This window comes from Paraburkholderia tagetis (genome assembly GCF_022213065.1).
Classification (GTDB): domain Bacteria; phylum Pseudomonadota; class Gammaproteobacteria; order Burkholderiales; family Burkholderiaceae; genus Paraburkholderia; species Paraburkholderia tagetis.
On record NZ_JAKLJA010000021.1, the window covers coordinates 1 to 23,081 of the forward strand.

General features: G+C 64.4%; 20 protein-coding genes. 9 read left to right on the top strand and 11 right to left on the bottom strand.

Features of this window, described 5'->3' with window-relative positions:
• Positions 1-203 precede the first annotated feature (203 nt).
• Complete coding sequence (locus L5014_RS22205) at positions 204-758, bottom strand: DUF4142 domain-containing protein (protein ID WP_238465895.1); 555 nt, start codon at positions 756-758, stop codon at positions 204-206.
• A 338-nt stretch (positions 759-1,096) separates the two neighbouring features.
• On the opposite strand from L5014_RS22205, the gene coxB reads away from it, so the two are divergent.
• The 4 genes from coxB to L5014_RS22225 are packed head-to-tail and all read left to right on the top strand — an operon-like array spanning position 1,097 to position 6,673.
• Positions 1,097-2,212 (top strand): cytochrome c oxidase subunit II, encoded by a 1,116-nt coding sequence (coxB, locus tag L5014_RS22210; RefSeq protein ID WP_238465896.1) that lies wholly within the window; start codon positions 1,097-1,099, stop codon positions 2,210-2,212.
• A 10-nt stretch (positions 2,213-2,222) separates the two neighbouring features.
• Complete coding sequence (gene ctaD / locus L5014_RS22215; protein ID WP_238465897.1) at positions 2,223-4,856, top strand: cytochrome c oxidase subunit I; 2,634 nt, start codon at positions 2,223-2,225, stop codon at positions 4,854-4,856.
• A complete protein-coding gene (locus L5014_RS22220) occupies positions 4,853-5,275 on the top strand; it encodes a cytochrome C oxidase subunit I (RefSeq protein WP_238465898.1) in 423 nt (140 codons plus the stop codon). The genes ctaD and L5014_RS22220 overlap by 4 nt, the downstream gene beginning before the upstream one ends.
• Before the next feature lie 15 nt (positions 5,276-5,290).
• A complete protein-coding gene (locus L5014_RS22225; protein WP_420800115.1) occupies positions 5,291-6,673 on the top strand; it encodes a c-type cytochrome in 1,383 nt (460 codons plus the stop codon).
• Positions 6,674-7,363: 690 nt separating this feature from the next.
• On the opposite strand, the gene L5014_RS22230 is transcribed toward L5014_RS22225, so the two are convergent.
• Positions 7,364-7,747, bottom strand: coding sequence for a hypothetical protein (locus tag L5014_RS22230; RefSeq protein ID WP_238465900.1), 384 nt, complete (start codon positions 7,745-7,747; stop codon positions 7,364-7,366).
• Between the two features lie 245 nt (positions 7,748-7,992).
• Here L5014_RS22230 and L5014_RS22235 point away from each other — a divergent pair, with 245 nt between their 5' ends.
• Entirely contained in the window at positions 7,993-8,712 is a 720-nt protein-coding gene (locus L5014_RS22235; protein ID WP_238465901.1) for an MgtC/SapB family protein, read from the top strand.
• 191 nt (positions 8,713-8,903) lie between these two features.
• Here the strand turns inward: L5014_RS22235 and L5014_RS22240 are convergent, their stop codons facing one another.
• Positions 8,904-10,700, bottom strand: a complete 1,797-nt coding sequence (locus L5014_RS22240) for a thiamine pyrophosphate-requiring protein (RefSeq protein ID WP_238465902.1) — start codon at positions 10,698-10,700, stop codon at positions 8,904-8,906.
• A gap of 94 nt (positions 10,701-10,794) precedes the next feature.
• Positions 10,795-12,921 carry a catalase HPII gene (katE, locus tag L5014_RS22245; RefSeq protein ID WP_238465903.1) on the bottom strand — a complete coding sequence of 709 codons (2,127 nt, stop codon included), beginning with the start codon at positions 12,919-12,921 and terminating at the stop codon, positions 10,795-10,797.
• A gap of 917 nt (positions 12,922-13,838) precedes the next feature.
• Here katE and L5014_RS22250 point away from each other — a divergent pair.
• A complete protein-coding gene (locus L5014_RS22250; protein WP_238465904.1) occupies positions 13,839-14,039 on the top strand; it encodes a hypothetical protein in 201 nt (66 codons plus the stop codon).
• 96 nt (positions 14,040-14,135) lie between these two features.
• Positions 14,136-15,125 (top strand): chemotaxis protein CheB, encoded by a 990-nt coding sequence (locus L5014_RS22255; RefSeq protein WP_238465905.1) that lies wholly within the window; start codon positions 14,136-14,138, stop codon positions 15,123-15,125.
• A gap of 27 nt (positions 15,126-15,152) precedes the next feature.
• On the opposite strand, the gene L5014_RS22260 is transcribed toward L5014_RS22255, so the two are convergent.
• The 3 genes from L5014_RS22260 to ligD (L5014_RS22275) all read right to left on the bottom strand — a co-directional run bounded on the left by L5014_RS22260 (position 15,153) and on the right by ligD (L5014_RS22275) (position 18,217).
• On the bottom strand, positions 15,153-15,416 hold the full coding sequence (locus tag L5014_RS22260) for a hypothetical protein (RefSeq protein ID WP_238465906.1): 264 nt from the start codon (positions 15,414-15,416) through the stop codon (positions 15,153-15,155).
• Between the two features lie 327 nt (positions 15,417-15,743).
• Positions 15,744-16,553, bottom strand: coding sequence for a CHAD domain-containing protein (locus L5014_RS22265; RefSeq protein WP_238465907.1), 810 nt, complete (start codon positions 16,551-16,553; stop codon positions 15,744-15,746).
• A 590-nt stretch (positions 16,554-17,143) separates the two neighbouring features.
• Positions 17,144-18,217, bottom strand: coding sequence for a non-homologous end-joining DNA ligase (gene ligD, locus L5014_RS22275; protein ID WP_420800113.1), 1,074 nt, complete (start codon positions 18,215-18,217; stop codon positions 17,144-17,146).
• Positions 18,218-18,267: 50 nt separating this feature from the next.
• On the opposite strand from ligD (L5014_RS22275), the gene L5014_RS22280 reads away from it, so the two are divergent.
• Together L5014_RS22280 and L5014_RS22285 are read left to right on the top strand one after the other, a co-directional pair.
• Positions 18,268-19,269 (top strand): hypothetical protein, encoded by a 1,002-nt coding sequence (locus L5014_RS22280; protein WP_238465908.1) that lies wholly within the window; start codon positions 18,268-18,270, stop codon positions 19,267-19,269.
• A gap of 1 nt (position 19,270) precedes the next feature.
• Positions 19,271-19,582 carry a hypothetical protein gene (locus L5014_RS22285; RefSeq protein WP_238465909.1) on the top strand — a complete coding sequence of 104 codons (312 nt, stop codon included), beginning with the start codon at positions 19,271-19,273 and terminating at the stop codon, positions 19,580-19,582.
• Here L5014_RS22285 and ligD (L5014_RS22290) read toward each other — a convergent pair.
• The 4 genes from ligD (L5014_RS22290) to L5014_RS22305 all read right to left on the bottom strand — a co-directional run bounded on the left by ligD (L5014_RS22290) (position 19,545) and on the right by L5014_RS22305 (position 22,854).
• Positions 19,545-21,164 carry a non-homologous end-joining DNA ligase gene (gene ligD, locus L5014_RS22290; protein ID WP_238465910.1) on the bottom strand — a complete coding sequence of 540 codons (1,620 nt, stop codon included), beginning with the start codon at positions 21,162-21,164 and terminating at the stop codon, positions 19,545-19,547. The two genes, L5014_RS22285 and ligD (L5014_RS22290), sit on opposite strands and share 38 nt — an antisense overlap.
• Before the next feature lie 158 nt (positions 21,165-21,322).
• Entirely contained in the window at positions 21,323-21,901 is a 579-nt protein-coding gene (locus L5014_RS22295; RefSeq protein ID WP_238465911.1) for a hypothetical protein, read from the bottom strand.
• Positions 21,902-21,954: 53 nt separating this feature from the next.
• Complete coding sequence (locus tag L5014_RS22300; protein WP_238465912.1) at positions 21,955-22,230, bottom strand: DUF1488 family protein; 276 nt, start codon at positions 22,228-22,230, stop codon at positions 21,955-21,957.
• 75 nt (positions 22,231-22,305) lie between these two features.
• The gene (locus tag L5014_RS22305) at positions 22,306-22,854 is read right to left on the bottom strand and encodes a type 1 glutamine amidotransferase domain-containing protein (RefSeq protein ID WP_238465913.1); all 549 of its coding nucleotides are present in this window, start codon (positions 22,852-22,854) and stop codon (positions 22,306-22,308) included.
• Between the last annotated feature and the right edge of the window lie 227 nt (positions 22,855-23,081).

Below are 23,081 nucleotides of genomic sequence, written 5' to 3' on the forward strand. Positions count from 1 at the left end.
CCGCTCCGATCACGGGCAAGAGGTGGACGGCGTCACACTAGCGGTTTGAGCGGCTTTCTTTTGCCTACTTTTCTTTGCCGCTGCAAAGAAAAGTAGGTGCCGCCCCGCACAGGGGCAACGCTAATAGACCACCGCGAATACAAGGAAACGCGAAAAAGCAAAAACGAAAAATCAAAAGCAAAAAAGAAAACCCCTCTCGCCCCCTACCGCGCCGCAGCCATATCCTCCCCTACCTTCTGCGCCAGCGCCTGCGCCATCCTGTAATGCTGCTCGATCGTCGGCAGCGCCTTTTGCGCCGCCTTCTTCAGATTATCGTTCTGCCCATCGGCAGCTTCCTTATGAAAAGCCTGTAACGCGTCCTTATGGCCTTGCAGTCCCATCTTCTGCACATAAGCCTTATCGAACGCCGCTCCCTTGAGCGAACGAAGCGAATTGAGCACCGCCTCATCGGAATTCTTCACGGGCACCGCGACGCCCTGCGGCGCGGCGATTTTCAACTGCGCCGAGAGCTTCGTGTGATCGAGCGCCATATGGCGCGCGAAGGCATGCACGTCCTTGTTCTCCGTGTTGTGCATGGCGAGCTTCGCCGCATCGATTTCCGTCGACGACGACATCGACGCCGTCTGGACAAACGCCCGGTCCGTGGCCGGCAAGGGGTTGGCCGCCGTGGTCGATGCGGCTTCGGTCTGCTGCGCCTGTGCGCACAATGGCGTGCCGCACGCCAGGACGCAGGCGATGGCTGCAAGGGCGAATTTCATGGGCTGGCTCCTGTTAGGTCCTGTCAGGTAATCGCACGCCAACCCATGTGCAACCGGCGTGCCGTCCCATACCTTTCCACAGCCTTTCGCCCGCCCGCGCCGGGCACGCGCTCTGCTTGGCAAGCAAAGCCATTTTTCGCACCGCTGAGGAGAACGTCGATGTCTCTCGCACAGCCGGCACCGCCAGGGACACTGCCAGGCGCCGCCTCGGGCCGGCCAGCGGCTTCACGCGCATGCCTGATATCGGGGCAGTCATCAGGACAGCCATCGCGGCAGCCACCAGGACAGCCATCGGGGAAGCCATCGGGACAGCCATCAGGGCAGTCATCGGGGCAGCCATGAGCGCTGCCGGGCGGCTTGGTGGCGCACCGCTGCGCGCATGGGCTGCCAAGGCCTGCGTGCCCGGCTGCGCAATGGCGGCAAGCACCTGCCGCGCGGACACGCCGCTCGCGTATTTCCTGCACAGCGCCGGCCCGGCTTCCGCGCCCGTGCGGCTGCTGGGCTGGGGCCTGGCGGCGCTGTGCGTGGTCGTCTGCGTGGTGATCGCCGTGCTGCTCGTGATGGCGCTGCGCGCCACGCGCTCAGCCTGGGACGCAACCCAGCTCACAGACCAGGCCCGGGAACAAGCCCGGAACCCGGCCCCGGACCATGAAGCGCGAGCCCACGATGGAGCCGAACAGCAGGCCGAGCGAACCGCAAACCGCTTCGTGCTCATCGGCACCGCCATTTCAACGGTGCTCCTGCTCGGTGCGCTCGTGGGTATGCTGCGCGTGCTCGCCATGATCGCGGATCCGCCGCGCGCGAGCGCGCTCACCGTGCACGTCACGGCCTACGACTGGTGGTGGAAGGCGACCTATGCGACGCCCTCCGGCGCGACGTTCGCCACTGCCAACGAGATCCACATTCCCACCGGCGCACCGGTGCAGATCGACCTCGAAAGCGCCGACGTCGTGCACGCGTTCTGGGTGCCCGCGCTCGCCGGGAAAACCCAGGCGATCCCGGGTCAGGTCAACCGGCAATGGATCGAGGCCGATCAACCCGGCGTCTGGCGCGGCCAATGCACGCAATTCTGCGGGCCGCAGCATGCGCATATGGCACTGGAAGTGGTGGCGCAACCGCCCGATGCGTTCGAGCGCTGGGCGAGCGCCCAGGCGCGGCCCGCCGCAGCGCCAGGCAATCCCGCTACCCAGCGCGGCGCCAAGGCATTCGCGGAACGCTGTGCGGCCTGCCACGCCGTGCGCGGCACCGATGCCAACGGTGCACAGGGTCCCGACCTCACGCATCTCGCGTCGCGTCGGTTGATCGCGGCGGGCGCGCTCGCCAACACGTCCGCGAACCGGCTCGACTGGGTCGCCCACGCGCAGCAAATCAAACCCGGCTCGCTGATGCCGTCCATCGCCCTCACGCCCGCCGAGGCCAGCGACCTCGCGGCGTGGCTCGACACGCTCCAGTGATTCAAGCGCCATGAACAATAATTCGGCATCCTCTACTTCCAGCCGCGCCACGGTGCCATCGCGCCCGCGCGCAGCGCGCTTCTCGCGCGTGCCCGAGACCGGCACCGCGCCGCTCGACGAGCCAACCGAGCGCTGCCTCGAAGCCCTCTGGGAAACGCGCCCTGGCTGGCGCGGCTGGCTTTCCACGGTCGATCACAAAACCATTGGCATGCGCTACCTGGTTACGGCGTTCGTGTTCCTGCTACTGGGCGGCGTGGAGGCGCTCGCCATGCGCGCGCAGCTCGCGCAGCCCAATGAAACGCTGCTCACGCCGCAGCAATACGACCAGCTCTTCACGATGCATGGCGTGACGATGATCTTTCTCTACGCACTGCCCGTGCTGAGCGGCTTTTCCAACTATCTCTGGCCGCTCGTGCTCGGCTCGCGCGACATGGCGTTCCCGCGCCTGAACGCGTTCTCGTACTGGGTCTTTCTGGGCGCGGGCATTCTGCTCTATGTGAGCTTTCCGCGCGGCCAGGGCGCCAACGCGGGCTGGTTCAACTACGTGCCGCTTTCCTCGTCCGCCTATGACCCCGGGCCGAACATCGACGTCTACGCGCTCGGCATGGTCCTGCTCGGCATCTCGACGAGCGTGGGCGCCGCCAATTTCGTCATCACGTTCCTGCGCATGCGCGCGACCGGTATGTCCATCGCGCGGCTGCCGATCCTCGTCTGGGGCACCATGACGGCCTCGGGCGCCAACCTGCTCGCGGTGCCCTCGGTGAGCATCGCGTTCTTCATGCTCTGGCTCGACCGCAACGTGGGCACGCACTTCTTCGATACCAGCGCGGACGGCCGCCCGCTGCTCTGGCAGCATCTGTTCTGGATCTTCGCGCACCCGTGGGTCTACGTGGTCGTGCTGCCCGCGATGGGCATCGTCTCCGAAGCACTGCCAACTTTCTGCCGCCGGCCCATCGCCGCCTACGCCGCCGTCGCGCTTTCGACGTTGGCGACCATGCTCGTGGGCTTCGAGGTCTGGCTGCACCACATGTTCGCGACCGGTCTGCCGCCGCTCGCGCTCGCCTTTTTCGGCGCGGCGAGCATGGTCATCTCGGTGCCGAGCGCGATTGCCGTGTTCGCGTGGATCGCCACCATCTGGACCGGCAAACCCGTCTTCAAGACACCGTTCCTCTACTTCGCGGGCTTCGTGCTGATGTTCACCGTGGGCGGCGTCTCGGGCGTGATGACGGCCGCCGTGCCGCTCGACTGGCAGCTCACCGATACCTATTTCGTGGTCGCGCATCTGCACTACGTGCTGCTCGGCATCAACGTGTTTCCCGTGTTGGGCGGCCTCGTCTACTGGTTCCCGAAGTTCACGGGACGGCTGATGAACGAGCGCTTCGGCCAATGGACCTTCTGGGTGCTGTTCGTGGGCTTCAATCTGGGCTTCTTTCCGATGCACATCTCGGGGCTGCTCGGCATGCCGCGCCGCGTGTATACCTATCCCGAAGGCATGGGCTGGGACACCGCCAACCTCGTGACGACCATCGGTGCGTTCGTGTTCGCGATCGGCATCGCCATGTTCCTTGGCAACCTGCTCGTGAGCCTCAGGCGCGGCGAGCGCGCGGGGCCGAATCCCTGGCGCGCGGCGGGACTCGAATGGTCGACCTCTTCGCCGCCGCCGCCCTATAACTTCGCTATCCTGCCGAGTGTGCGCTCGCGCGATCCGCTCTGGGCACCCGACGCGCACGTAAAGCGCCCCGGCTACCTGCTGCATCGCGGGCGCGAGGCGCTCGGCATCACGCCGCTTGGCGGCGAGCCCGACGTCATCCTCAAGATGCCCGACGATGCGTATTCGCCCTTCGTGCTGGGCGTGGCCGCGACGTTCGTGTTTGTCGGACTGCTGCTGCACTCCGTGGTGCTCACGGCGCTTGCCGCGCTCGCCTGCGGCGCGGCGCTGCTCGCGTGGCTGTGGCCGCGCAAGGAACTCGGCCAGCGCGAGCCGTTCGCACTCCAGCCCGCGCCGCCCGAAGTCGACGCCGATGTCGATCCGGAAGCGCCCGGCAGCGACGACGAAAGCCTCGCGCTGCCCGTGGGCAGCGCCGGCGAGCACGCGGGCGGCTGGTGGGGCGTGCTCACGCTCGTGGTCACGGAAGCGGCCCTGTTCGGCTATCTGATCTTCTCGTACCTGTACCTCGCCTCGCAGAGCGCGCAGCCGTGGCCGCCCGAAGGTCTGCCCAAGCTCGGCGTGAGCGGCGTGAACACGGTCATTCTGCTGACGAGCAGCGTATTCGTCTGGCTCGCCGGCGCCTGCGTGCGGCGCGCACGCACGCGGCCGGCGTTCTGGTCGATGGTCGTGGCCATCGCGCTCGGCATCGCGTTCGTGGGCGTCCAGTTCTCGGAGTGGCATGAACGGCCCTACGGGATCGCATCGAATCTCTATGGTTCGCTCTACTTCACAATTACCGGCTTTCACATGGCGCACGTGATGGTCGGCGTGGTCATGCTGATCTGGCTCGCCATCTGGATCGCACGCGGCTACTTCGATGGCCGCCGCGACGCCGCGCTCAACATCGGCGGACTTTACTGGCACTTCGTCGACGTTGTATGGCTTTTCATCTTCAGCGTGCTTTATCTCTCGCCCTACTGGATACGGAGTCAATGATGGAACCCGCCGCAGCATCCGTGCGCGTCTCGCCCACGCGCATTCAGCACGCCGCCGCCTGGTATGGACTGCTTGGCGTGCCGCTCGTCTGGATGGCGCATGTACTCCTGTGCATGAGCCTCGTGGCGACCGCCTGCGTGGGCGGCGTCACGCAGCACAATGCCCTGCCGTGGAGCATCGTGCACTGGCTGCTCGCGCTTGCCTCCGTCGCCGCGTTCGTGCTCGCGGTGGCCGGCGTGATCGCGGCGCGGCGCGCGTTACGCGACTCGCTGGCGCTGCGCGCACCGCAGCGCGACACCTTCGGCTTCGTTGCCTGGTGCGGCGAGGCCGTCTCCATCGCGTTCACCGTCGGTCTCGTGTTCACGATCTCGGTGCTCGTGGCGTTGCCGCTGCAGCGCCTGTGCGAGTCGTTACGATGAATTGCGATGAGTGCGATGAGAGACGGCGATGAAGACCGCAACGCGTCCTGCGCAAGTCCTGCAAGTCCTGCGATGAAAGCGCCCCGCTCGCTCCCCGCGCTGCATGCCGCGCTGCTTGCCGCGCTCTTGTGCGCCGCCGCGCTTTGCACCGCCTGTCACCCAGGCAGCGAAGCGAACGACGCCCCGCGGCCGCCGCCCGACCCTGCCCAGATCCAACGCGGCAAGCAGCTCGCCACGGCCGGCGACTGCGCCTCGTGCCACGACTCCGCGCAACACGAGCCGTTCGCGGGCGGCGAAGCCGTGAATTCGCCGTTCGGTCCGATCTACGCGAGCAACATCACGCCCGACCCCGTGCATGGCATCGGGCGCTATACGCCCCAGCAATTCGCGGCGGCGCTGCAACGCGGCGTCGCGCCCGACGGCAAACGGCTTTATCCCGCGATGCCTTATCCCTCGTTCGCGGCGCTCGCCCCCCGCGACGTGGATGCGCTCTATCAGTACTTCATGTACGGCGTGACGCCGGTCCCGAACGAGGTGAAGCCGACGCGTCTGCCCTTTCCCTTCAACCAGCGCTGGGTGCTGCTGTTCTGGCGCATGGCGTTCTCGCGTCATAGTCGCTACGAGACCGAACCCGCCCGCTCGGCGCAGTGGAACCGGGGCGCGTGGCTCGTGCAGGGCCTCGGCCATTGCGGCGCCTGCCACACACCGCGCGGCCCCGCCTACAACGAAATGGGCTACGACGAGCATAGCCCGCTCTACCTCACGGGCGGCGTGATCGACAACTGGTATGCACCGAACCTCACCGGCGACCCGGGCAGCGGCCTCGGGCAGTGGAGCGTCGACGACATCGCGGCCTTCCTGCGCAACGGCCATAACGCGCGCGCCTATGCGTTCGGCGCGATGTCGCCCGTGGTGGGCGCGAGCACGCAACACCTGAGCGACGACGACCTGAACGCCATCGCGATCTATCTGAAGTCGCTGCCCGCGCGCGCGCGCAACGGCACCTACGACGATACGCCCGAGGCGCGCGCCTCGACCCGGCAAGCCTTGCAAGGTGGCACGCCGGAGCGGCCTGGCGCGGGAGTCTATCTCGCGTATTGCGCGAAATGTCATGGCGCAGATGGACGCGGCAAGCCCGACGAGGCGCCGCCGCTCGCGGGCAGCGCGCTCACGCTATCGGAAGACCCGACTAGCGCGCTGCGCCTTGTGATCGAAGGCAGCGCGAGCCCGAAGACTGCTGGCGGCGGCGAGCCGCGCAAGATGCCAGGCTTTCGGACCAGGCTCACGGATAGTGAGATCGCTGAGGTTCTTAGTTTCGTGAGGGGTGCGTGGGGCAATAATGCCGCGCCGGTCGCTCCGGCCGATGCAACGCGATTGCGGGAGGCTATTCAGCGGTAAGGGTTGCTTGGGTGGGTGTTTTCTGGTCTTCTTTGTCGCGGTTCCTTTGGTGGTCGCGGTTCCTTTTTCGGTCGCGTTTCCTTGTGTTCGTGTCGGTCTATTAGCGTTGCCCCTGTGCGGGGCGGCACCTACTTTTCTTTGCAGCCGCAAAGAAAAGTAGGCAAAAGAAAGCGGCTCAAACCGCTAGTGTGACGCAGTACACCACTCGCCTTTAATCGGAGCGGTTCCGGAGCGTCTGTCACCACGCGTCGTACAACGAAGTGACTAAGGACTCATTCCTCCGGCGGCGCTGCGCGCGCCGTGGGGCATAACCCAAAACCAGGGGGGTGCATGTGCATTCGCATTCGCCTACCCAGGCAGTACTCATGGTTTCCCATGCAGACCCGACCGCTGCGCGCGTAGCGAGCAGCGGGATGAATGAGTCCTTTGTCACTGAGTTTGAAGGTGCGGGGCGACGGATGCTCCGGAACCACTTCGATAACCGGCAAGAGGTGGACGGCGTAACACTAGCGGTGTGAGCGGCTTTCTTTTGCCTACTTTTCTTTGCCGCTGCAAAGAAAAGTAGGTGCCGCCCCGCACAGGGGCAACGCTAATAGACCACCGCGAATACAAGGAAACGCGACAAAGCAGAAACAATGCAGCAAATCGCACCTGGGACGCGCGCCTGCCTCTTCCGCGCGAAAGCGGAATTTACTGCGACTCGCCGCCGTTGCTTCCGCTACCGCCTGGCATAGTCGTTGCGCCGCTCGCGCCGTTCATCGGCCGCTTCATATGCTTCTTCGACTGTGTCCGATGCGCGGGGGTCTTTTGAGCACCGGTGACGGAGGGATCCTGCTCGACGCCCTGCGTGGGCGCCGGGTAAACACCGGTCGCCTGACCGCCTGCGGAGCCGCCGGCGCCACCACTCATACCCGCACCGCCCCCCATACCCGCACCACCGCCAGCACCAGCGCCAGCACTGCCGCCCGCTCCCGCGCCGGCGTTGCCGCCCGCCGCAGCCTGCGCGGACGCGGCGCCCGAGACAGCCAGCATGGCACTCAAAATGGCGGGAACGATCAAGTGACGTTTATTCATGATTGGTGCTCCTTATCATCGTGTTGAAAAACACGCGGACCGCCATCGGGGGCGGCGCGCACGCACTGCCTTTGGCGCACGTCGTATTCCTCCGCGCGTATCACGCCCTCGCCCCACCCGGCCTCCGGCCGGCCCCGCAGATGGCACATGCCTTGCGCAACGCCCTTCATGCGCCGCTCCCGCGCCACCGCGCAGCCGCGCGACGCGCGCGCCGCCGGCGGCTTCGCCATACCGGAGACCCGCAGATGAATCCGATGCCGCTCGTGCTCTCCTGGCCCGACTGCGCCGGCCGGCTTGCCGTCGCCATCGTCGCGGGCACGCTGATCGGACTGAATCGCGGCGAGTCCGGCAATGCCGCCGGGCTGCGCACGACCTTGCTCGTCTGCATTGCGGCCTGTCTCGCGATGCTTCAGGTGAACGTGCTCTTGCTTCAGCACGGCAAGGCGCAGGACTCCTTCGTCACGCTCGACCTGATGCGGCTGCCGCTCGGCATTCTCTCCGGTGTCGGTTTCATCGGCGCGGGCTCGATTCTGCGCAAGGATGGCCTCGTGCAAGGCGTCACCACTGCGGCGACGATGTGGTACGTCACGGTAATCGGACTTTGTGCGGGCGGCGGTCAGTACGCGCTCGCTGTGGCAGGCACGGTGCTCGGCATGATCGTGCTGCAGACGCTCGAGCATGTCGAACACCGCCTGCGGCGCGGTCGCCGTGCACGCGTCACGGTGGGCCACGATGTCGGCGACGACGCGCGTCAACTGCTCGAAGAAGCGCTGCACGGCCGCCGCTGTCTCGTGGTTCCTCTGGGCGTCACGCATCAGGCCGGCGAAGGCGTGCCGCACGGACGCCTCGATGCGTCGTTCGAAGTGCGCTGGCAGGCAAGCCCCTATGACGATGCCGTTGAAATCGCGCTCTCGGGACTCGTCGCGCGTTTGCATAACGAGGCGTCGTGGTCCATCGAGCGCTGAACGCGCGGCGGCATTCGTATCATGAAGCAATTACGCGTAAGGCTTGAAATGGGGCGCATGACGCCCTGCCCATATGTGCCCTCCCTGTAGTGCATGTAGTGCGTGTAGTGCGCGAGCGCCTGGCCGGCCCCTGTGCACGGACGCGCGTGCAATCAATCGGCGCGGTCAGTGCTCGCAGTTAGTGCTCGCGGTTAATGCTTCTTCCCCGGCAAGACCGTCGCCACCACCTGGCGCGCGGTATTCGCGATCACGCTGCCTTCGTCCGGGTCGCCCTCCATCAGCGCGCGCGCGAAGTGGCGCGCCTGCTCCATCGTCACGTGCGGCGGCAAGGGCGGCACCTCGGGGTCGGTCTTCACTTCGATCACCACGGGCCGCTTCGTAGCCAGCGCCTGCTCCCACGCCGCGCCAAGCTGTTCGGGATCGTCGACATAGATGCCCGTGAGCCCCAGCAACTCCGCAAAGCGGTGATAAGGCACATTCGGAATATCCTGCGAGGCCTCGAATTTAGGATCCCCCATCATTACGCGTTGCTCCCAGGTAACCTGATTCAGGTCCTCGTTGTTGAACACCGCGCAGATCCAGCGCGGGTCGGCCCAGTCGCGCCAGTACTTCGACACGGTGATGAGCTCCGCCATGTTGTTCATCTGCATCGCGCCGTCGCCCACGAGGGCGATCACGGGCCGCTCCGGATACGCGAGCTTGGCCGCGATCGCATAAGGCACCGCCGCGCCCATCGACGCAAGCCCGCCCGAAAGCGAGCACATCATGCCGCGCCGGATCTTGAGGTCGCGCGCATACCAGTTTGCGCATGAGCCGGAATCGCTCGTGACGATCGCACCATCGGGCAGGCGCGGCGAGAGTTCGGTCACCACGCGCTGCGGATTGACCTTGCCGTTCGTCTTCGCATGCGCGCGCTCGTCGAGCACGCGTTGCCAGCGCCCGCCCGCATGCACGATACGATCGCGCCAGCTATGCGCATCCTTCTGTTCGAGGAGCGGCAGCAGCGCGCGCAAAGTGGCCGCGCTGTCGCCCACGAGACACAACTCCATCGGATATCGCACGCTCAGCATGCCAGGGTCGATGTCGATCTGCACGGCGCGCGCGTCGCCTTCCTTCGGCAGGAACTCCGAATACGGAAAGCCCGAGCCGATCATCAGGAGCGTGTCGCATGCGGACATCATCTCGTCGGTGGGCTTGGTGCCGAGCAAGCCGATCGACCCCGTGACCCAAGGCAGGTCGTCGGGCAGCACGGCCTTGCCGAGCAGCGCCTTGGCCACGCCCGCGTGCAGCCGCTCGGCCACGGCGATCACCTCGTCGGTGGCGTTGAGCGCGCCGGCGCCCACGAGTATCGCCACGCGGCGCCCCGCGTTGAGCACGTCGGCTGCGCGCTTGAGGTCCGCTTCGCGCGGCACGACCTCGGGCGCTGCGTAGCCCACGCCCGAGTGCGCGGTGCCATGCTTGCGCGCGGGCGGCTCGTACTCGAGCTCCTGCAAGTCGTTCGGCAGCACGATGGCCGTGACGGTGCGGCGCGAAAGCGCGATGCGCACCGCGCGGTCGATCACGTGGCGCACCTGTGCCGGCACGACCGCCTGCTGCACGTAAGCGCCGGCCACGTCCTTGAACATCGAGACCAGATCGAGCTCCTGCTGGTAGTGCGCGCCCAGCGCCGCGCGCGCCTGCTGGCCCACGATGGCGAGCACCGGCATGTGATCGAGCCGCGCATCGTAGAGGCCAGTGAGCAGATGCGACGCACCCGGCCCGGACGTGGCGATGCACACGCCCAACTCGCCCGTGAATTTCGCATGCGCGCTCGCCATGAAGGCCGCCATTTCCTCGTGGCGCGCCTGCACGAAACCGATCTTGTCGCCGGCGCGCCGAAGCGCACCGAATACGCCGTTGATACCGTCGCCCGGATAGCCGAAGATGCGCCGCACGCCCCACTCGTGCAGCCGTTCGACGATGAAGTCGCTGACCGTGGTCGTCGCCATTTCTCCTTCTCCCGATAGAAGTTCGCACGATCGCTCTCACGCAAGCGTCGCGCCTGGCACGCTGGCGCGCGCTCAACACGAAGCGCGCGTGCGCTCAAGCCGACACCGACTCCGCTTGCGCCGCGCGCGACCAGATGCGGTGCTGCCCCGCCGCGTCGATGAACGCCCTGAGCACGTTCGCCACGTCGGCGACGTCGCCGTGCGCCACGCCGTCTGCCGGGTCGGGCAGTTGCGCCGCGCTCAAGAGCAGGCGTCCCGTGTCCACGGCGCCAAGCGCTTTCAGATGCTTGAACGCTTCGCTCACGAAGTGGCGTGCGTCGCCCGACTTCGCGAGCGTCTGCGCGGCCTGCTCGCCGCCGGGCACGAACACCGCGTCGAACATCACCGAGGGCATGCCCGCAATAGTCGCGTCGGGCACGAGGCCATCGATGGCTTCAAACGTCGGCGCCACGAGCAAAGCCTTCGCACCGGCCTTTTCAAATTCGTCGCGCAGTTGGCGGATCATCGCGCCATCGCCGCCCGGCGCGCTCAGCAGCGCGATCTTGCGCGTCGCGATGCCGGGCTTCACGCGGTTGAGCAGGCTGAGCGCCGGCGAAGCAGGTGGCTGCGCGTTACCCGCCTTACCCGCACTGCCAGCGTTGCCCGCCTTGCTGCCGGGCTTCGGCGCGGGCATCCCCAGCGCTTTGGCGACACGCGCGGCAAGATCGGCGTCGATGTTCGCGAGAATCTCATTGACGACGCGCTCGCGTATCTCCGGCTTCGTGACCTTGCCGAGTTCGAACGAATACGCGCTCACGATATGCGCCTGCTCGGGCTCGGACATGCTCCGATAGAACATCGTCGCCTGCGAGAAGTGATCGGCGAACGAATCGCTGCGCACGCGGATCTTCGCGCCCTCCATACGTTCCTGATAGCTCTCGAAGCCGCCAGCCTCGGGCTTCGTCTCCTTCGGCCAGCCCTCGCTCACCGAATTGGGCTCGTAAGACGCCTGGCCAACGGCAATCGTTTGCCGGTGCATGGCATCACGCTGATTGTTGTGGAAGGGGCAAAGCGGCCGGTTGATCGGAATCTCGTGGAAATTGGGGCCGCCGAGCCGACTGATCTGCGTATCGGTATAGGAGAACAAACGCCCCTGCAAGAGCGGGTCGTTCGTGAAGTCGATGCCCGGCACGATGTGGCCCGGATGAAACGCCACCTGTTCGGTCTGCGCAAAGAAGTTGTCGGGATTGCGGTTGAGCGTCATCTTGCCGATGAGTTTCACGGGCACCTGTTCCTCGGGAACGAGCTTCGTGGGATCGAGCAGATCGAAGCCGAATTTATGCTCGTCGGCCTCTTCGATGACTTGCACGCCCAGTTCGAACTCTGGAAAGTCGCCGCGCTCGATGGCCTCCCACAAATCGCGCCGGTGAAAATCGGGGTCCTTGCCGGCGATCTTTTGCGCCTCGTCCCAGACGAACGAATACGACCCGAGCACGGGGCGCCAGTGCCATTTGATAAAGCGTGCCTTGCCGTGGGCATTAATGAGCCTGAACGTGTGCACGCCGAAGCCCTCCATCATGCGCAGGCTCCTCGGAATCGCGCGGTCCGACATCGCCCAGATGACGGTGTGCGCACTCTCGGGCACGAGCGAGACGAAATCCCAGAACGTGTCGTGCGCAGTGCCGCCAGTGGGCATTTCATCGGGCGCCTCGGGCTTCACCGCGTGAACGAAGTCGGGAAACTTGATGGCATCCTGAATAAAGAAAACCGGCACATTATTGCCCACCAGATCGAAATTGCCTTCTTCCGTGTAGAACTTGGTGGCGAAACCGCGAATATCGCGCACGGTGTCCGCCGAACCTCGCGGCCCTTGCACCGTTGAAAAGCGCACGTAGACTGGCGTGGTTTTGGCTGGATCCTGGAGAAAAGCCGCGCGCGTGAGTTCGGCCTGCGATTCGTAAACCTGAAAAACGCCATGCGCCGCCGATCCGCGCGCGTGGACGATGCGCTCGGGGATGCGCTCGTGATCGAAGTGCGTGATCTTCTCGCGCATGATGAAGTCTTCGAGCAGCGAGGGGCCGCGTGGGCCTGCGCGCAGGGTGTTCTGGTTGTCGGAGATCTTTACGCCCTGGTTCGTGCGCAGTGCCTCGCCTTGCGGGTGCGAGCGGAATGTATCGAGTTGCTGTGATTTTGGGTCGGCTGGCGCGGGCTGTGGGTTGTGGGGTGGTTTGCGGTGTGGCATGCGTGCTCCTTGTGGGTGCGTGAGCATGCTCGTTACGCAAGCGATGTACCTCTTTTTTTTGGTGAGGGTTTGGAGGCGGTTGTTGTCGCGTTTCCTTGTGTTCGTGGTGGTCTATTAGTGTTGCCCCTGTGCGGGGCGGCACCTACTTTTCTTTGCAGCCGCAAAGAAAAGTAGGCAAAAGAAAGCGGCTCAAACCGCTAGTGTGACGCCGTCCACCTCTTGCCGTTAATCGGAGCGGTTCCGGAGCGTCTGTCGCCACGCGCCGTACAACAGAGTGACTAAGGACTCATTCCTCCGGCGGCGCTGCGCGCGCCGTGGGGCATAACCCAAAACCAGGGGGGTGCATGTGCATTCGCATTCGCCTACCCAGGCAGTACTCATGGTTTCCCATGCAGACCCGACCGCTGCGCGCGTAGCGAGCGGCGGGATGAATGAGCCCTTTGTCACTAACATTGAAGGTGCGAGATGACGGATGCTCCGGAACCACTTCGATTAACGGCAAGAGGTGGACGGCGTCATACTAGCGGTTTGAGCGGCTTTCTTTTGCCTACTTTTCTTTGCCGCTGCAAAGAAAAGTAGGTGCCGCCCCGCACAGGGGCAACACTAATAGACCACCGCGAATACAAGGAAACGCGAAAAAAAACAAGTCCGAAACCGGCACATTACGGACAGGCCCCGACCATATACTTTTTAACCTTTCCAGCCGTATCCTTCATATATTCCTCTCCCGGCCAGAGTCGCCACTTAGCGATCCACAAGGTACGGCGAGCCGGCAGCAGTCGGCAACATCAACCACCAAATATCGCACGTCCCACGCAAGCCCGATCGCGGGGGAGAGGCATTCGCCTTTCAGGCAAATCAGTACCTAATTCATAAAGCGGTAAAAACCGCGTGTCATGCATGATCAGGAGACAAAAATGCTGAGCCCTCACGAAATCGCGGCGCTCATGCTGGTGAAGGCGTCGCCCGACCAGATCGACCCCAATCGCGAAGAACTCGACACACTGCTCAAGCAACAACTCGTCTCGCTCGAGCCGCTTGCATCGGGCGCGCATCGTCCGCGTGTCACGAATGTGGGCGAATCCCTGCTGCAAGCCATGATGTGCAGACGAATGTAAAAGGAAAAGGCGCGCGTAGCAGACGCAGTAGTAGCACGCATGGCGAGCGCGCTCATAACAGGCGCGCCGCTTGCGGATCTCGTCGAAGGAGGGTTTATGAATCGACGAGACATTCTGGTAATTGGCGGCTCCCGAGGCGCGTTCAACGTGCTGAGGCTACTCGCCATGACGTTGCCTGTGGAACTGCCAGCCGCCGTGTGCATCGTGCTGCACGTTGGCAGGCACGATAGCGTCTTGCCTACGCTAATGTCGCGCTGGGGTCGCCTGCCCGCGAGCCATCCCGCCAACGGCGAGATGTTTGCGAAGGGCAGAATCTATATCGCGCCACCGGACCGCCATCTGCTGCTCTCGCCGCAATGCCGGCTGCTGCTCGACGATGGCGCCGCCGAAAACTTCACGCGCCCCGCCGTCGACCCGCTGTTCCGCTCGGCGGCGCATCACTATGGCGCGCGCGTGGTGGGCGTCGTCCTCAGTGGCGATCTCGACGATGGCGCGGCCGGACTCGCGGCCATTCGCGCCCACGGCGGCTACGGCATCGTGCAGGAGCCCGCCGACTGCGAAACCGCTTCGATGCCGCGCGCGGCCCTCGCGGCTGCGGGCGCTGACGCCATTGTCGGCGCCGAACAGCTCACGCAACAGATCATTGCCGCACTCGACGGCGCCCCTCGCAAGGAGCCGATCCCCATGAACACGCCAATACTCGATCTCGAGGCCCGCGTCGCACAGCGCGCGGTGGTGCAGCCCGAGGAACTGGATCAGATCGGCGAACGCTCGCCACTCACCTGCCCCGACTGCGGCGGTACTTTGTGGCGCATTCGCGATGACCATCCGCTGCGATACCGCTGCCATACCGGGCACGCGTTCAGTGCGCTCTCGCTCGCCGAAGGCCACGAAAAAGTCGAGGAAAACGCCATCTGGACGGCGATTCGCGCGCTCAACGAACGCATCATCTTCGCGCGCGAGCGGCAACTGTGGGCGCAACGCGTCGGCGACAAGAAGCAAATGGACATCGAGCAGGCGCGCATCGACGAAGGCACCACGCTGGCGCAAACGCTAGGCGAGCTATTGAAAAGCGCGGCCCCCTGACGAGCGGTGAGCGCGATCTAACGCCAGTCAGCCAAACAGCACGTGCTTGCTGCTGCGCGCCGAGTTGCCCGTGCGGCCTGCAAGCACGGCGTCGAGCTTGCGCAATTGTTCTTCGCGACGCAGCCGGAGCCGGGCCACGTCCTCCCGTAAAATGACGCGCGCTTCATTTAGCCAGGGTTCCATGGGATCTTCGGCGCTGCGTTCCATCTCCGTAAGGCGGTTGGTGCGGATCTTGATTTCCGCGTCGATGTTCAGGACTGTCACTAGCATATCTCCGGCCAGCTGATTCATCTTATGTGCTCCCAATCATCTTATTTAGGTCGTTATCCCTGCCTTTCGGACACATTCGCGGGCGGGCGATGCACCGTTTAACGGCAGTGGGAGCGCCAGTATAAATAGCTGTTTTAACGCATGGATCGTCCGTAAAACATGGGTATCGGACACCTTCGGCGAGCCTAAAAATCAGATAAATAGCCTGCGCCCGCACCGAAAGGCCTTCAAGGGATCATTTTGAAATGTTTGGAATGCGTACTGGATTCGGCACCCATTTATTACACGTTCGCGAAACTTTTTTGTCGGATGAAAAAAGATGCTCGCGCACCATTCTCACCACGAAACTCAGCCGAGCACTTTTGAGGCAGCACGTTGGCGGCGCCTGCTTTCCTTGCCAAGTTTCTTGAGCGCGGCCTGCGCAGCCGCATCGTCAGCGAAGACATCGCGATGGTCTTTCAGAAGCCGTTGCGTGGCTACGGAATCATTCAGATTACCAAAACGCTTCTGAATCTTCTTCAATGCTTTCAGCCGCTTTCGGTAACCATGCGCGGCCATGGGCGCAAAAAACTCCAACAGGTACCGCAGCTTCTTCGCGCCCTTGCGCACGTCATGCCAGGCGGCGTATTCGCCTCGGCTCGCCTTGCGTGCGTAACGAATGCGCTTGTCGAGCGTGTCGCGCGCCGCGCGCAAACGTTTGCGCGCGAAGCGCCTGACCGGCGTGCGTGCGCGCGCGGTGTTCAGGCCGGCCCTCACGCTGTTCAGCATGTCCGGCAGCGTATGTTTGAGATCGGCGGCCGACAGCACGACGCCCACGCGCTTGCGCGCTTCCCGGCGCATGGCATCGAGCCGCACGCTGGGCAGCTCGATGCCTTCGGCCTGGAGTTGTATCGCGGCGATGTCCCAGTCGCGCGCTTCGCCAGCCGCGGCGGCCACACGCCTGAGAAACGCCCGCTCACGCTCGACGGCGTCGCGATCGAGCAGCGGTCGCCACGCCCACAACAGCGTGCGCAGGCGCCGCAACGCCACGCGCAACTGATGGAGATTCTCCGCAGCGTCATCGCCGTGCGCGTCAAAATGGATTGCCTCGTCGATGAGCGGTTTCGCGAGGCAGGAAAATTGCGCCCGGGCGTCGCCCTGTCGGTCTGCTTTATTCATCGCCATGACTCGTTGGCTTCGCGCTTCATGCGTTCACCGATTCCCGGCACGCCGCGGAGAATGCTACTGAGCGGTATGAGCACGTTACGGCGACGTGTTCGGTGTCGCAGATCCCGTGTTCCCTCTGTTCATATTGCTGCCGCCGCTTTGGTCCGGATAGGTCGATGGCGCGGGGTTCGGTGTCGCCCCCGTGCCGCTTCCCATACCGCCGCCGGTGCCGGTCACGCCGGGCGAGCCATAGCCGCTGTCGTTTGCCTGGCCAGCCATGCCGGTCCTGCCATGGGGTACGACGCCTGCCGCCCCACCAGCATTCCCGCCGCCAGCCCCTGTTCCGTTACTGCTCGGGCCGCCACCCGTTGCGCCGGCTCCTGCGCCGGCTCCTGAACCTGCGCCTCCAGCAGCATAGGCCGCTCCGGACAATAACAACGCGATCACACATGTCGCAGTCTTCATCGTCGAATAACCCATTAGTCGTACTCCTTAAAAATCAGTCGTACCCTTGGATACCGGATTGGAAATGCGACGTCCCATTGCCACCGGACCGCCGCGCCTGCAATAAGGGCGCGCAAACCCCATGCCGTGCGAATTCATCAATGAGCGTCTCGCCCGCGCGCAGCGGACGCGACTTCGACCGGCGGCGATTGATGCTCGCGCACGATCGTTTCGGGCGCCTTGTCGCGACGCAGCCCGACAAACGACGCCTGGCGCACCACACCTGCGCTGGTCCACGTCTTGAAGCGCACTTCGGCGACCAGTTCGGGACGCACCCAATGCACCGCCGCGCGCCGCTCCGCAGCAGGCAGCGCGGCGAACGGCGTAGCTTTGCGCGAGCGCGCCTGCAATTCGCGCGCAAGCGATGTGAGCAGCCTGGCGTCGAAACCGGTGCCGACGCGTCCTGCGTAACGCAACGCGCCGTCTTCATAGACGCCGATGAGAAGCGCGCCGAATCCCACGCGGCTGCCGGATGGTTCCGTATAGCCGCCGATCACGAACTCCTGGCGGCGCGCGCAACGCAGCTTGAGCCACGCGGCGCTGCGCGTGGACGTGTAGGCGCTATCACGCTGTTTCGCGATGAGCCCTTCGAGATTGGCCTCGCATGCGGCTTGCAGGAGCGCCTGCGGATCGCCCTCGAAAGCCTCGGAAAAGCGCAGTGCTGTTTGCGACTTGTCTTGCAGCAACGCGGCCAGCTTCGCGCGGCGTGCTTCGAGCGGCACTTTGCGCAGATCCATGCCGTCCAGCCAGGGGATGTCGAAAAGCCAGAATGTGATGGCCTCCGCGCGGCCCACATCGAATGCGTTCTGCAAAGCCTGAAAATCGGGCACGCCCTGGTCGTCGAGCACCGCCGCCTCGCCATCGAGCCACGCCGATTGAAGATCGAGCGCGCGCAGCGCTTCGACCTGTTTCGGAAACTTCGCGGTCCAGTCGAGACCACCGCGCGTGAAGATCCGCACGTTCGCCTTGTGCTGCGCGCGCTGGTCGACGCGCGCGAGAACGCGATAGCCGTCGAATTTCACTTCATAGATCCAGTCATCACCCTTCGGCGGTGTGTCGGCGGGCGTCGCAAGCTCGGGCGCGAGCGCCGCCGGCAGCGCGGAGCGCACCGCGCCGTCCAGCGGGCTCGCAGCTTCGCGGTGCGCGCGTGCCTTGCCGGTCGTGCGCAACATAATCGAATCCCCCCACGAATTTGGCGTTCTCCGATCGATACGCAATCGAGGTGCCCAACCGCCTCGCGTCCGCACGGGTGGCAAACGATCGAGAAAATCACATCGGAAACGGTAGCGAAGCAAGTAAATTCTTGCTTTTCGCTCTGCTCACGCTGAAAGCGCATCTTTGGTTCTATGCTTTTATGCTGAATACCTATCGCGGCATGTCGCCGTATTTGGAGCAGATCAGCGTGTCCTCCCCAAACCCGATGTCGATCGCCCAAGACAAGATCGCGTTCGACTCTGCGCGCATCGCATTCGATAAGGCGAACCATGATCTGCAGCGCTTAAAGAATGATCCGGAAACCTCTCTTGCCAGGCTCTCGAAAGCGCAGCGCGATTACGACTTGTCGCGAGTGCAATGGCTGCGCTGTCAATGGCAATTGCGCGCCAATGCGGCCCATGCGCTAAAAACTCCCCCACGTACCGGCCCAATCGCCATCGTCGGACAGAACCAGGCTGTTCGGGAATCGCTTGCCGTTCTGCTCGGCGTAAAAGGGTACGGGCGGCCAAAGGCGCTAGGCTTCGACTGTTGGCAACGAGTTTGGCTCGACACGTCCCTGAAACTGGTGTTGCTCGACGTTCCCGAACATTCGGTTACCACGTCGTTATGGTTCGTGGACGGTTTTGAAGACGCCGTCGAGAAGCCGCATATCATCGCGCTGGTGAAATCCAGGCACGCCGGCAGCTTTGCGGGCAAGATCGATGCCGTGGTTGCCAAGCCGTTTGCGCTCGACGAACTGCTTCAGGCAATAGACGCAATAGATGAGAAGACCAACGCTGGCGAGAGCATCGCGATTAACCGGGCGATCAACGGTGCGATCAACGGTGCAATCAACAGTGCGATTAGCAGCGCGATTCACGGCGTGATTCACGGCGTGATTCACGACGTGATTCACGGCGCGATTACCCGTGCGAACAACGGCGCGATTAGCGGTGAGCAAGTTGCAGCGTTCCCGTCCATCGCGGTGCATCGCCATCGAGGTACACGGTCCCGTCCGGCGGCTGGTTGAAATGGTTATCGCGCGTCGCCTGGCCAATCGCGTCTCGCACCACATCGGCGTGATTGATATAGTGCTTCGCGAACGCGACGTAGCGAGGAACGTCGAACGCAATCCTCACCGACTTTATCCCATCGACTCGGGAAATCACGACAACGGGCAGCGCAAGCGTTCCGACGAACATGGCGCGATGCTCCGCCACGCCATCTTCGAGCCCAATCGGGAAGAAGGTGAATTCGACGGAATCGAGGCTCAATGTGTCCACGATACGTCCTCCACGAAGGTCTTCAAGTCGTTTGCAATCGTCGCCGCATCGCTTCGCTGATGCGCTGCCTCGTGCGGCCGTATCCTTCCCAGGGATCGCCTTCCATTGCATCCAGTCGTTCGTGCAGGTTCGCGATATTCCATTGAGCGCTTGACGTCGTGGCGTCGAGTTCGTCCCAGCTAACCGGCACCGAAACGGGAAGCCCGGGCCGCGCCCTCGGCGCATACGCGGCTATCGAGCTCGCGCCTCTGGCGTTGCGCAGATAGTCGAGAAAGATGCGTCCCTTGCGATTGGGCGCTCCCATCTTCGCGCTGAAGCGCTCGGGCATCCGCGCGGCCATGTAGTCCGTCACCGCATGGGCGAACTCCAGCGTCTCGTCCCACAGCGCGTGTCGCGCGAGCGGCACGACCACATGCAGCCCCTTGCCGCCGGTCGTTTTGCACCATGCGCGCAAACCCAGCTCATCGAGCAGGTCGCGCGTCATACGCGCCGCCTCCACTACGCGACGCCATTCGAGCGCAGGGTCCGGGTCGAGATCGAATACGATCCGGTCGGGCTTCTCGATGCTCGTCGCCTGCGCATTCCACGTATGCAGATCGATCGCATCCATCTGCGCCGCGTCCACGAGGGCCGCGACGGATTCGAAGGTCAGCAGCGCGGCATGTCCAGGATCGAGGTCGTCATGCCTCACGGCATGGGGAATCTGCGGCGGCTTCGCGTGCCGCTGAAAGAACTGCTCGCCCGCTACGCCCTTGGGCGCGCGGACAAGCGACACCGGCCGCTTGCCCAGATGCGGCAACAGCATGGGCGCGATCGCCTCGAAGTAGCGCACGAGATCGATCTTGCGCGCGCCGCTTTGCTCGTCGATCACGCGATCGGGATGGGTGATGCGGGTGCCGGCCACCTCGGCTGATGCGGCCGATGCGGTTTTGTCGCCGGCCTGTTTTCTGGTTTTATCGCCGGCCTTGTTGCCGGCTTTATCGCCGGTTTTTTCGCGCGTGGCGTGTCTCGTGCGACTCACGGGTGCATCAGCGGAGGCAGACGTGTCGTGCTTTTCGCCATGCTCCGCGCCTCGCTGGCGCGTGCCCTGCGCCGCATCGCGCGTCGATTCATCGTCGCGCTGCTTGATCAGAAGCCAGCGATCCTGCTTCGCGTCGTCCATGGGGCTGCGCACGAGCGCCCAGCCGCCGTGGAGCCGGCCGCCGTCGAGCGTGAATTTCAGCTTACCCTGCGCGTACCCTTTGCGCGCCGCACGCAGTCCGCCTTCGGGGCGCCAGGTGCCGCGGTCCCAGATTTCGACGGTTCCCGCACCGTAGTTGCCTTCGGGAATGCGCCCTTCGAAGTTGCCATACGCGAGCGGATGATCTTCCACATGCACCGCGAGCCGCTTGACGGACGGATCGAGGCTCGGCTCCTTGGGCACGGCCCAGGACTTGAGCGCGCCGTCGAGTTCGAGGCGAAAGTCGTAGTGCAGCCGCCGCGCGTCGTGACGCTGGATCACATAAGAAGCGGCCTCGTCACTGCCGGGGTCACTGCCAGGGTCGCCGCGCCCGCGCGCCTTGCGCGGCGCTGCTTGTGCGCGCGGCTCCGGCGTGCTTTCGAAGCGGCGCTTCGATTCGTAGACCGCTAGTTTGCGTTTCATCGGTATCCTCCTTCCGATGCGGCATCGCGCAACCGTGGTGCCTGCCGCCGCAGGCTTGCACGCCGTAGTTCATGACGTAGCAGGCGTACACGTAAGCCATGAAATGGGGCACGCACGGGGGCACGCGTGGCCCGCATCCGACGCTGCACGAAACCCAATCAGATTCGCAGCGGTTCGACGGTGCGCGTCGGATCGAAGTCGGCCCATTGCCCATGTTGCCAGCGCCCGTTGGCGCGCTCGATCTCCACGCCGCCCGCCTCCGCCAGCACGTGCGCCGCTTCCTGCTGCGTCTCGGGGCTCACATGGACCGCCACGAGCACGCCTGATTCGCGTGCCTTCGGCGTGCCGTCCGGATCATGTCCAATGTCGGGCGCGCGCCCCTTGCCGCCGCCGCGCGTCTGCCAGAGCGCGCCCAGCAGCGTGCCGACATAGGCGCCCACGCCAGCGCTCACCGCCAGCACGAGAAGCGAGCGCAGAACGAGCAGCGAAAACACGGTCGCAAACACGAGGCCCACGACCGCCCCCACCGCCGCGCCCGCCCCCGCGCCAAGCGACGCCCAGCGCGACTGCGGATCGGCATAGCGGTCGCCGCCCACGGGAAAGCGGGCGTGCTGGCCACCCGGGTTCACGAAGAAAAGCGACAGGTCTTCATCCGTGAAGCCATGGTTGTGGAGCCTGTCGATAGCCGTTTCGGCGTTATCGAACGTCGTGAAACGGCTCGCAACGATCAGAGACATGACAAACCTCCCTCAACTTCCTCGAACGCTTCAATCACATCGCCCACCCGTTCTCAGGCCCCTTGCACGCGAAAGTAGCCGCTGTGCAGCACCACGGCCCCGTCCGTCTGCTCGATCGCCTGCGTGCAAACCGCGTGGATGCGCGCAAGCCCGCGCGCGAACGCTTCGCGTAGCGATCCTTCGAGCGCCGAGGCCGCGCCGAAATGATCTTCCAGCGCCTCGGCGGTGATGCAACAGTCGAGCGGCTTGCCGTCCACGACGGCTACGAAGTGCATCTGCAGATTCGTACCATCGAACTCCGGTGGGTCGCTCTGGTATCGAATATCCATTTCGATATCCTTATCGATGACTCACAATAACCCGTGGTAATCCGTGGCAACCGGTATAACCTGCTCACGCCCGCGCTACGCCGCCGTGGACGAGAGGCAGGCGATCAGTTCCGCGTTGAACGCCGGCAGGTCGTCGGGCTTGCGGCTCGTGACGAGATGCCCGTCGCGCACCACGCGCGAGTCCACCCAGGTGCCGCCCGCGTTGCGAATATCGTCCTGCAGCGACGGCCAGCTCGTCATGGTGCGCCCGCTCACGATCCCGGCCGACACTGGCAGCCAGCCGCCATGACAGATCGCCCCAATGGGCTTGTGCGCGGCATCGGCGGAGCGCACGAACTCGCGCGCCTCGGGAATCATCCGGATCGCGTCACCGTTGATCACGCCGCCCGGCAGCACGACGCCATCGTAGTCATCGGCCTTCGCTTGCGCGAACGTGCGATCCACTTTCACGCGGTTGCCTTTGTCCACGTGGCGAAAGCCCTGGATCTCGCCGCCTTTCTGCGAAATCACCTCGACGTCGGCGCCAGCCTCGGTAAGCGCGCGCAACGGACCGGTCAATTCGGATTCCTCAAATCCATCCACAGCGAGAATTGCTACCTTGCAGCGCTTCAATTCACTAGCCATTACTGTTCTCCATGAGTGGGTCCACATCGCTCCATTTCATCCACGCCTGCGACTGCCAGCGCGAGCCTGCTATTAGCGTGAACAGGCCCTACCTGCTCACCTGCGCAACCCTTGTGCCTCCGTCCCCACGGCAAGGCACCGCATTTGCGCAATGCTCGTCTGCTGGCCCGCCGGCCCATCTGAGCCGGAACCCGGACCGTGTGCTCTTGTGTGCTCTTGTTGCTCTT

What these genes read in the sequence shown, in the direction of transcription:
- L5014_RS22205 (WP_238465895.1), bottom strand. Translation starts at nt 758, where the DNA reads ATGAAATTCGCCCTTGCAGCCATCGCCTGCGTCCTGGCGTGCGGCACG.
- coxB (WP_238465896.1), top strand. Translation starts at nt 1,097, where the DNA reads ATGAGCGCTGCCGGGCGGCTTGGTGGCGCACCGCTGCGCGCATGGGCT.
- ctaD (WP_238465897.1), top strand. Translation starts at nt 2,223, where the DNA reads ATGAACAATAATTCGGCATCCTCTACTTCCAGCCGCGCCACGGTGCCA.
- L5014_RS22220 (WP_238465898.1), top strand. Translation starts at nt 4,853, where the DNA reads ATGATGGAACCCGCCGCAGCATCCGTGCGCGTCTCGCCCACGCGCATT.
- L5014_RS22225 (WP_420800115.1), top strand. Translation starts at nt 5,291, where the DNA reads ATGAGAGACGGCGATGAAGACCGCAACGCGTCCTGCGCAAGTCCTGCA.
- L5014_RS22230 (WP_238465900.1), bottom strand. Translation starts at nt 7,747, where the DNA reads ATGAATAAACGTCACTTGATCGTTCCCGCCATTTTGAGTGCCATGCTG.
- L5014_RS22235 (WP_238465901.1), top strand. Translation starts at nt 7,993, where the DNA reads ATGAATCCGATGCCGCTCGTGCTCTCCTGGCCCGACTGCGCCGGCCGG.
- L5014_RS22240 (WP_238465902.1), bottom strand. Translation starts at nt 10,700, where the DNA reads ATGGCGACGACCACGGTCAGCGACTTCATCGTCGAACGGCTGCACGAG.
- katE (WP_238465903.1), bottom strand. Translation starts at nt 12,921, where the DNA reads ATGCCACACCGCAAACCACCCCACAACCCACAGCCCGCGCCAGCCGAC.
- L5014_RS22250 (WP_238465904.1), top strand. Translation starts at nt 13,839, where the DNA reads ATGCTGAGCCCTCACGAAATCGCGGCGCTCATGCTGGTGAAGGCGTCG.
- L5014_RS22255 (WP_238465905.1), top strand. Translation starts at nt 14,136, where the DNA reads ATGAATCGACGAGACATTCTGGTAATTGGCGGCTCCCGAGGCGCGTTC.
- L5014_RS22260 (WP_238465906.1), bottom strand. Translation starts at nt 15,416, where the DNA reads ATGAATCAGCTGGCCGGAGATATGCTAGTGACAGTCCTGAACATCGAC.
- L5014_RS22265 (WP_238465907.1), bottom strand. Translation starts at nt 16,553, where the DNA reads ATGAATAAAGCAGACCGACAGGGCGACGCCCGGGCGCAATTTTCCTGC.
- ligD (WP_420800113.1), bottom strand. Translation starts at nt 18,217, where the DNA reads ATGTTGCGCACGACCGGCAAGGCACGCGCGCACCGCGAAGCTGCGAGC.
- L5014_RS22285 (WP_238465909.1), top strand. Translation starts at nt 19,271, where the DNA reads ATGGTTATCGCGCGTCGCCTGGCCAATCGCGTCTCGCACCACATCGGC.
- ligD (WP_238465910.1), bottom strand. Translation starts at nt 21,164, where the DNA reads ATGAAACGCAAACTAGCGGTCTACGAATCGAAGCGCCGCTTCGAAAGC.
- L5014_RS22295 (WP_238465911.1), bottom strand. Translation starts at nt 21,901, where the DNA reads ATGTCTCTGATCGTTGCGAGCCGTTTCACGACGTTCGATAACGCCGAA.
- L5014_RS22300 (WP_238465912.1), bottom strand. Translation starts at nt 22,230, where the DNA reads ATGGATATTCGATACCAGAGCGACCCACCGGAGTTCGATGGTACGAAT.
- L5014_RS22305 (WP_238465913.1), bottom strand. Translation starts at nt 22,854, where the DNA reads ATGGCTAGTGAATTGAAGCGCTGCAAGGTAGCAATTCTCGCTGTGGAT.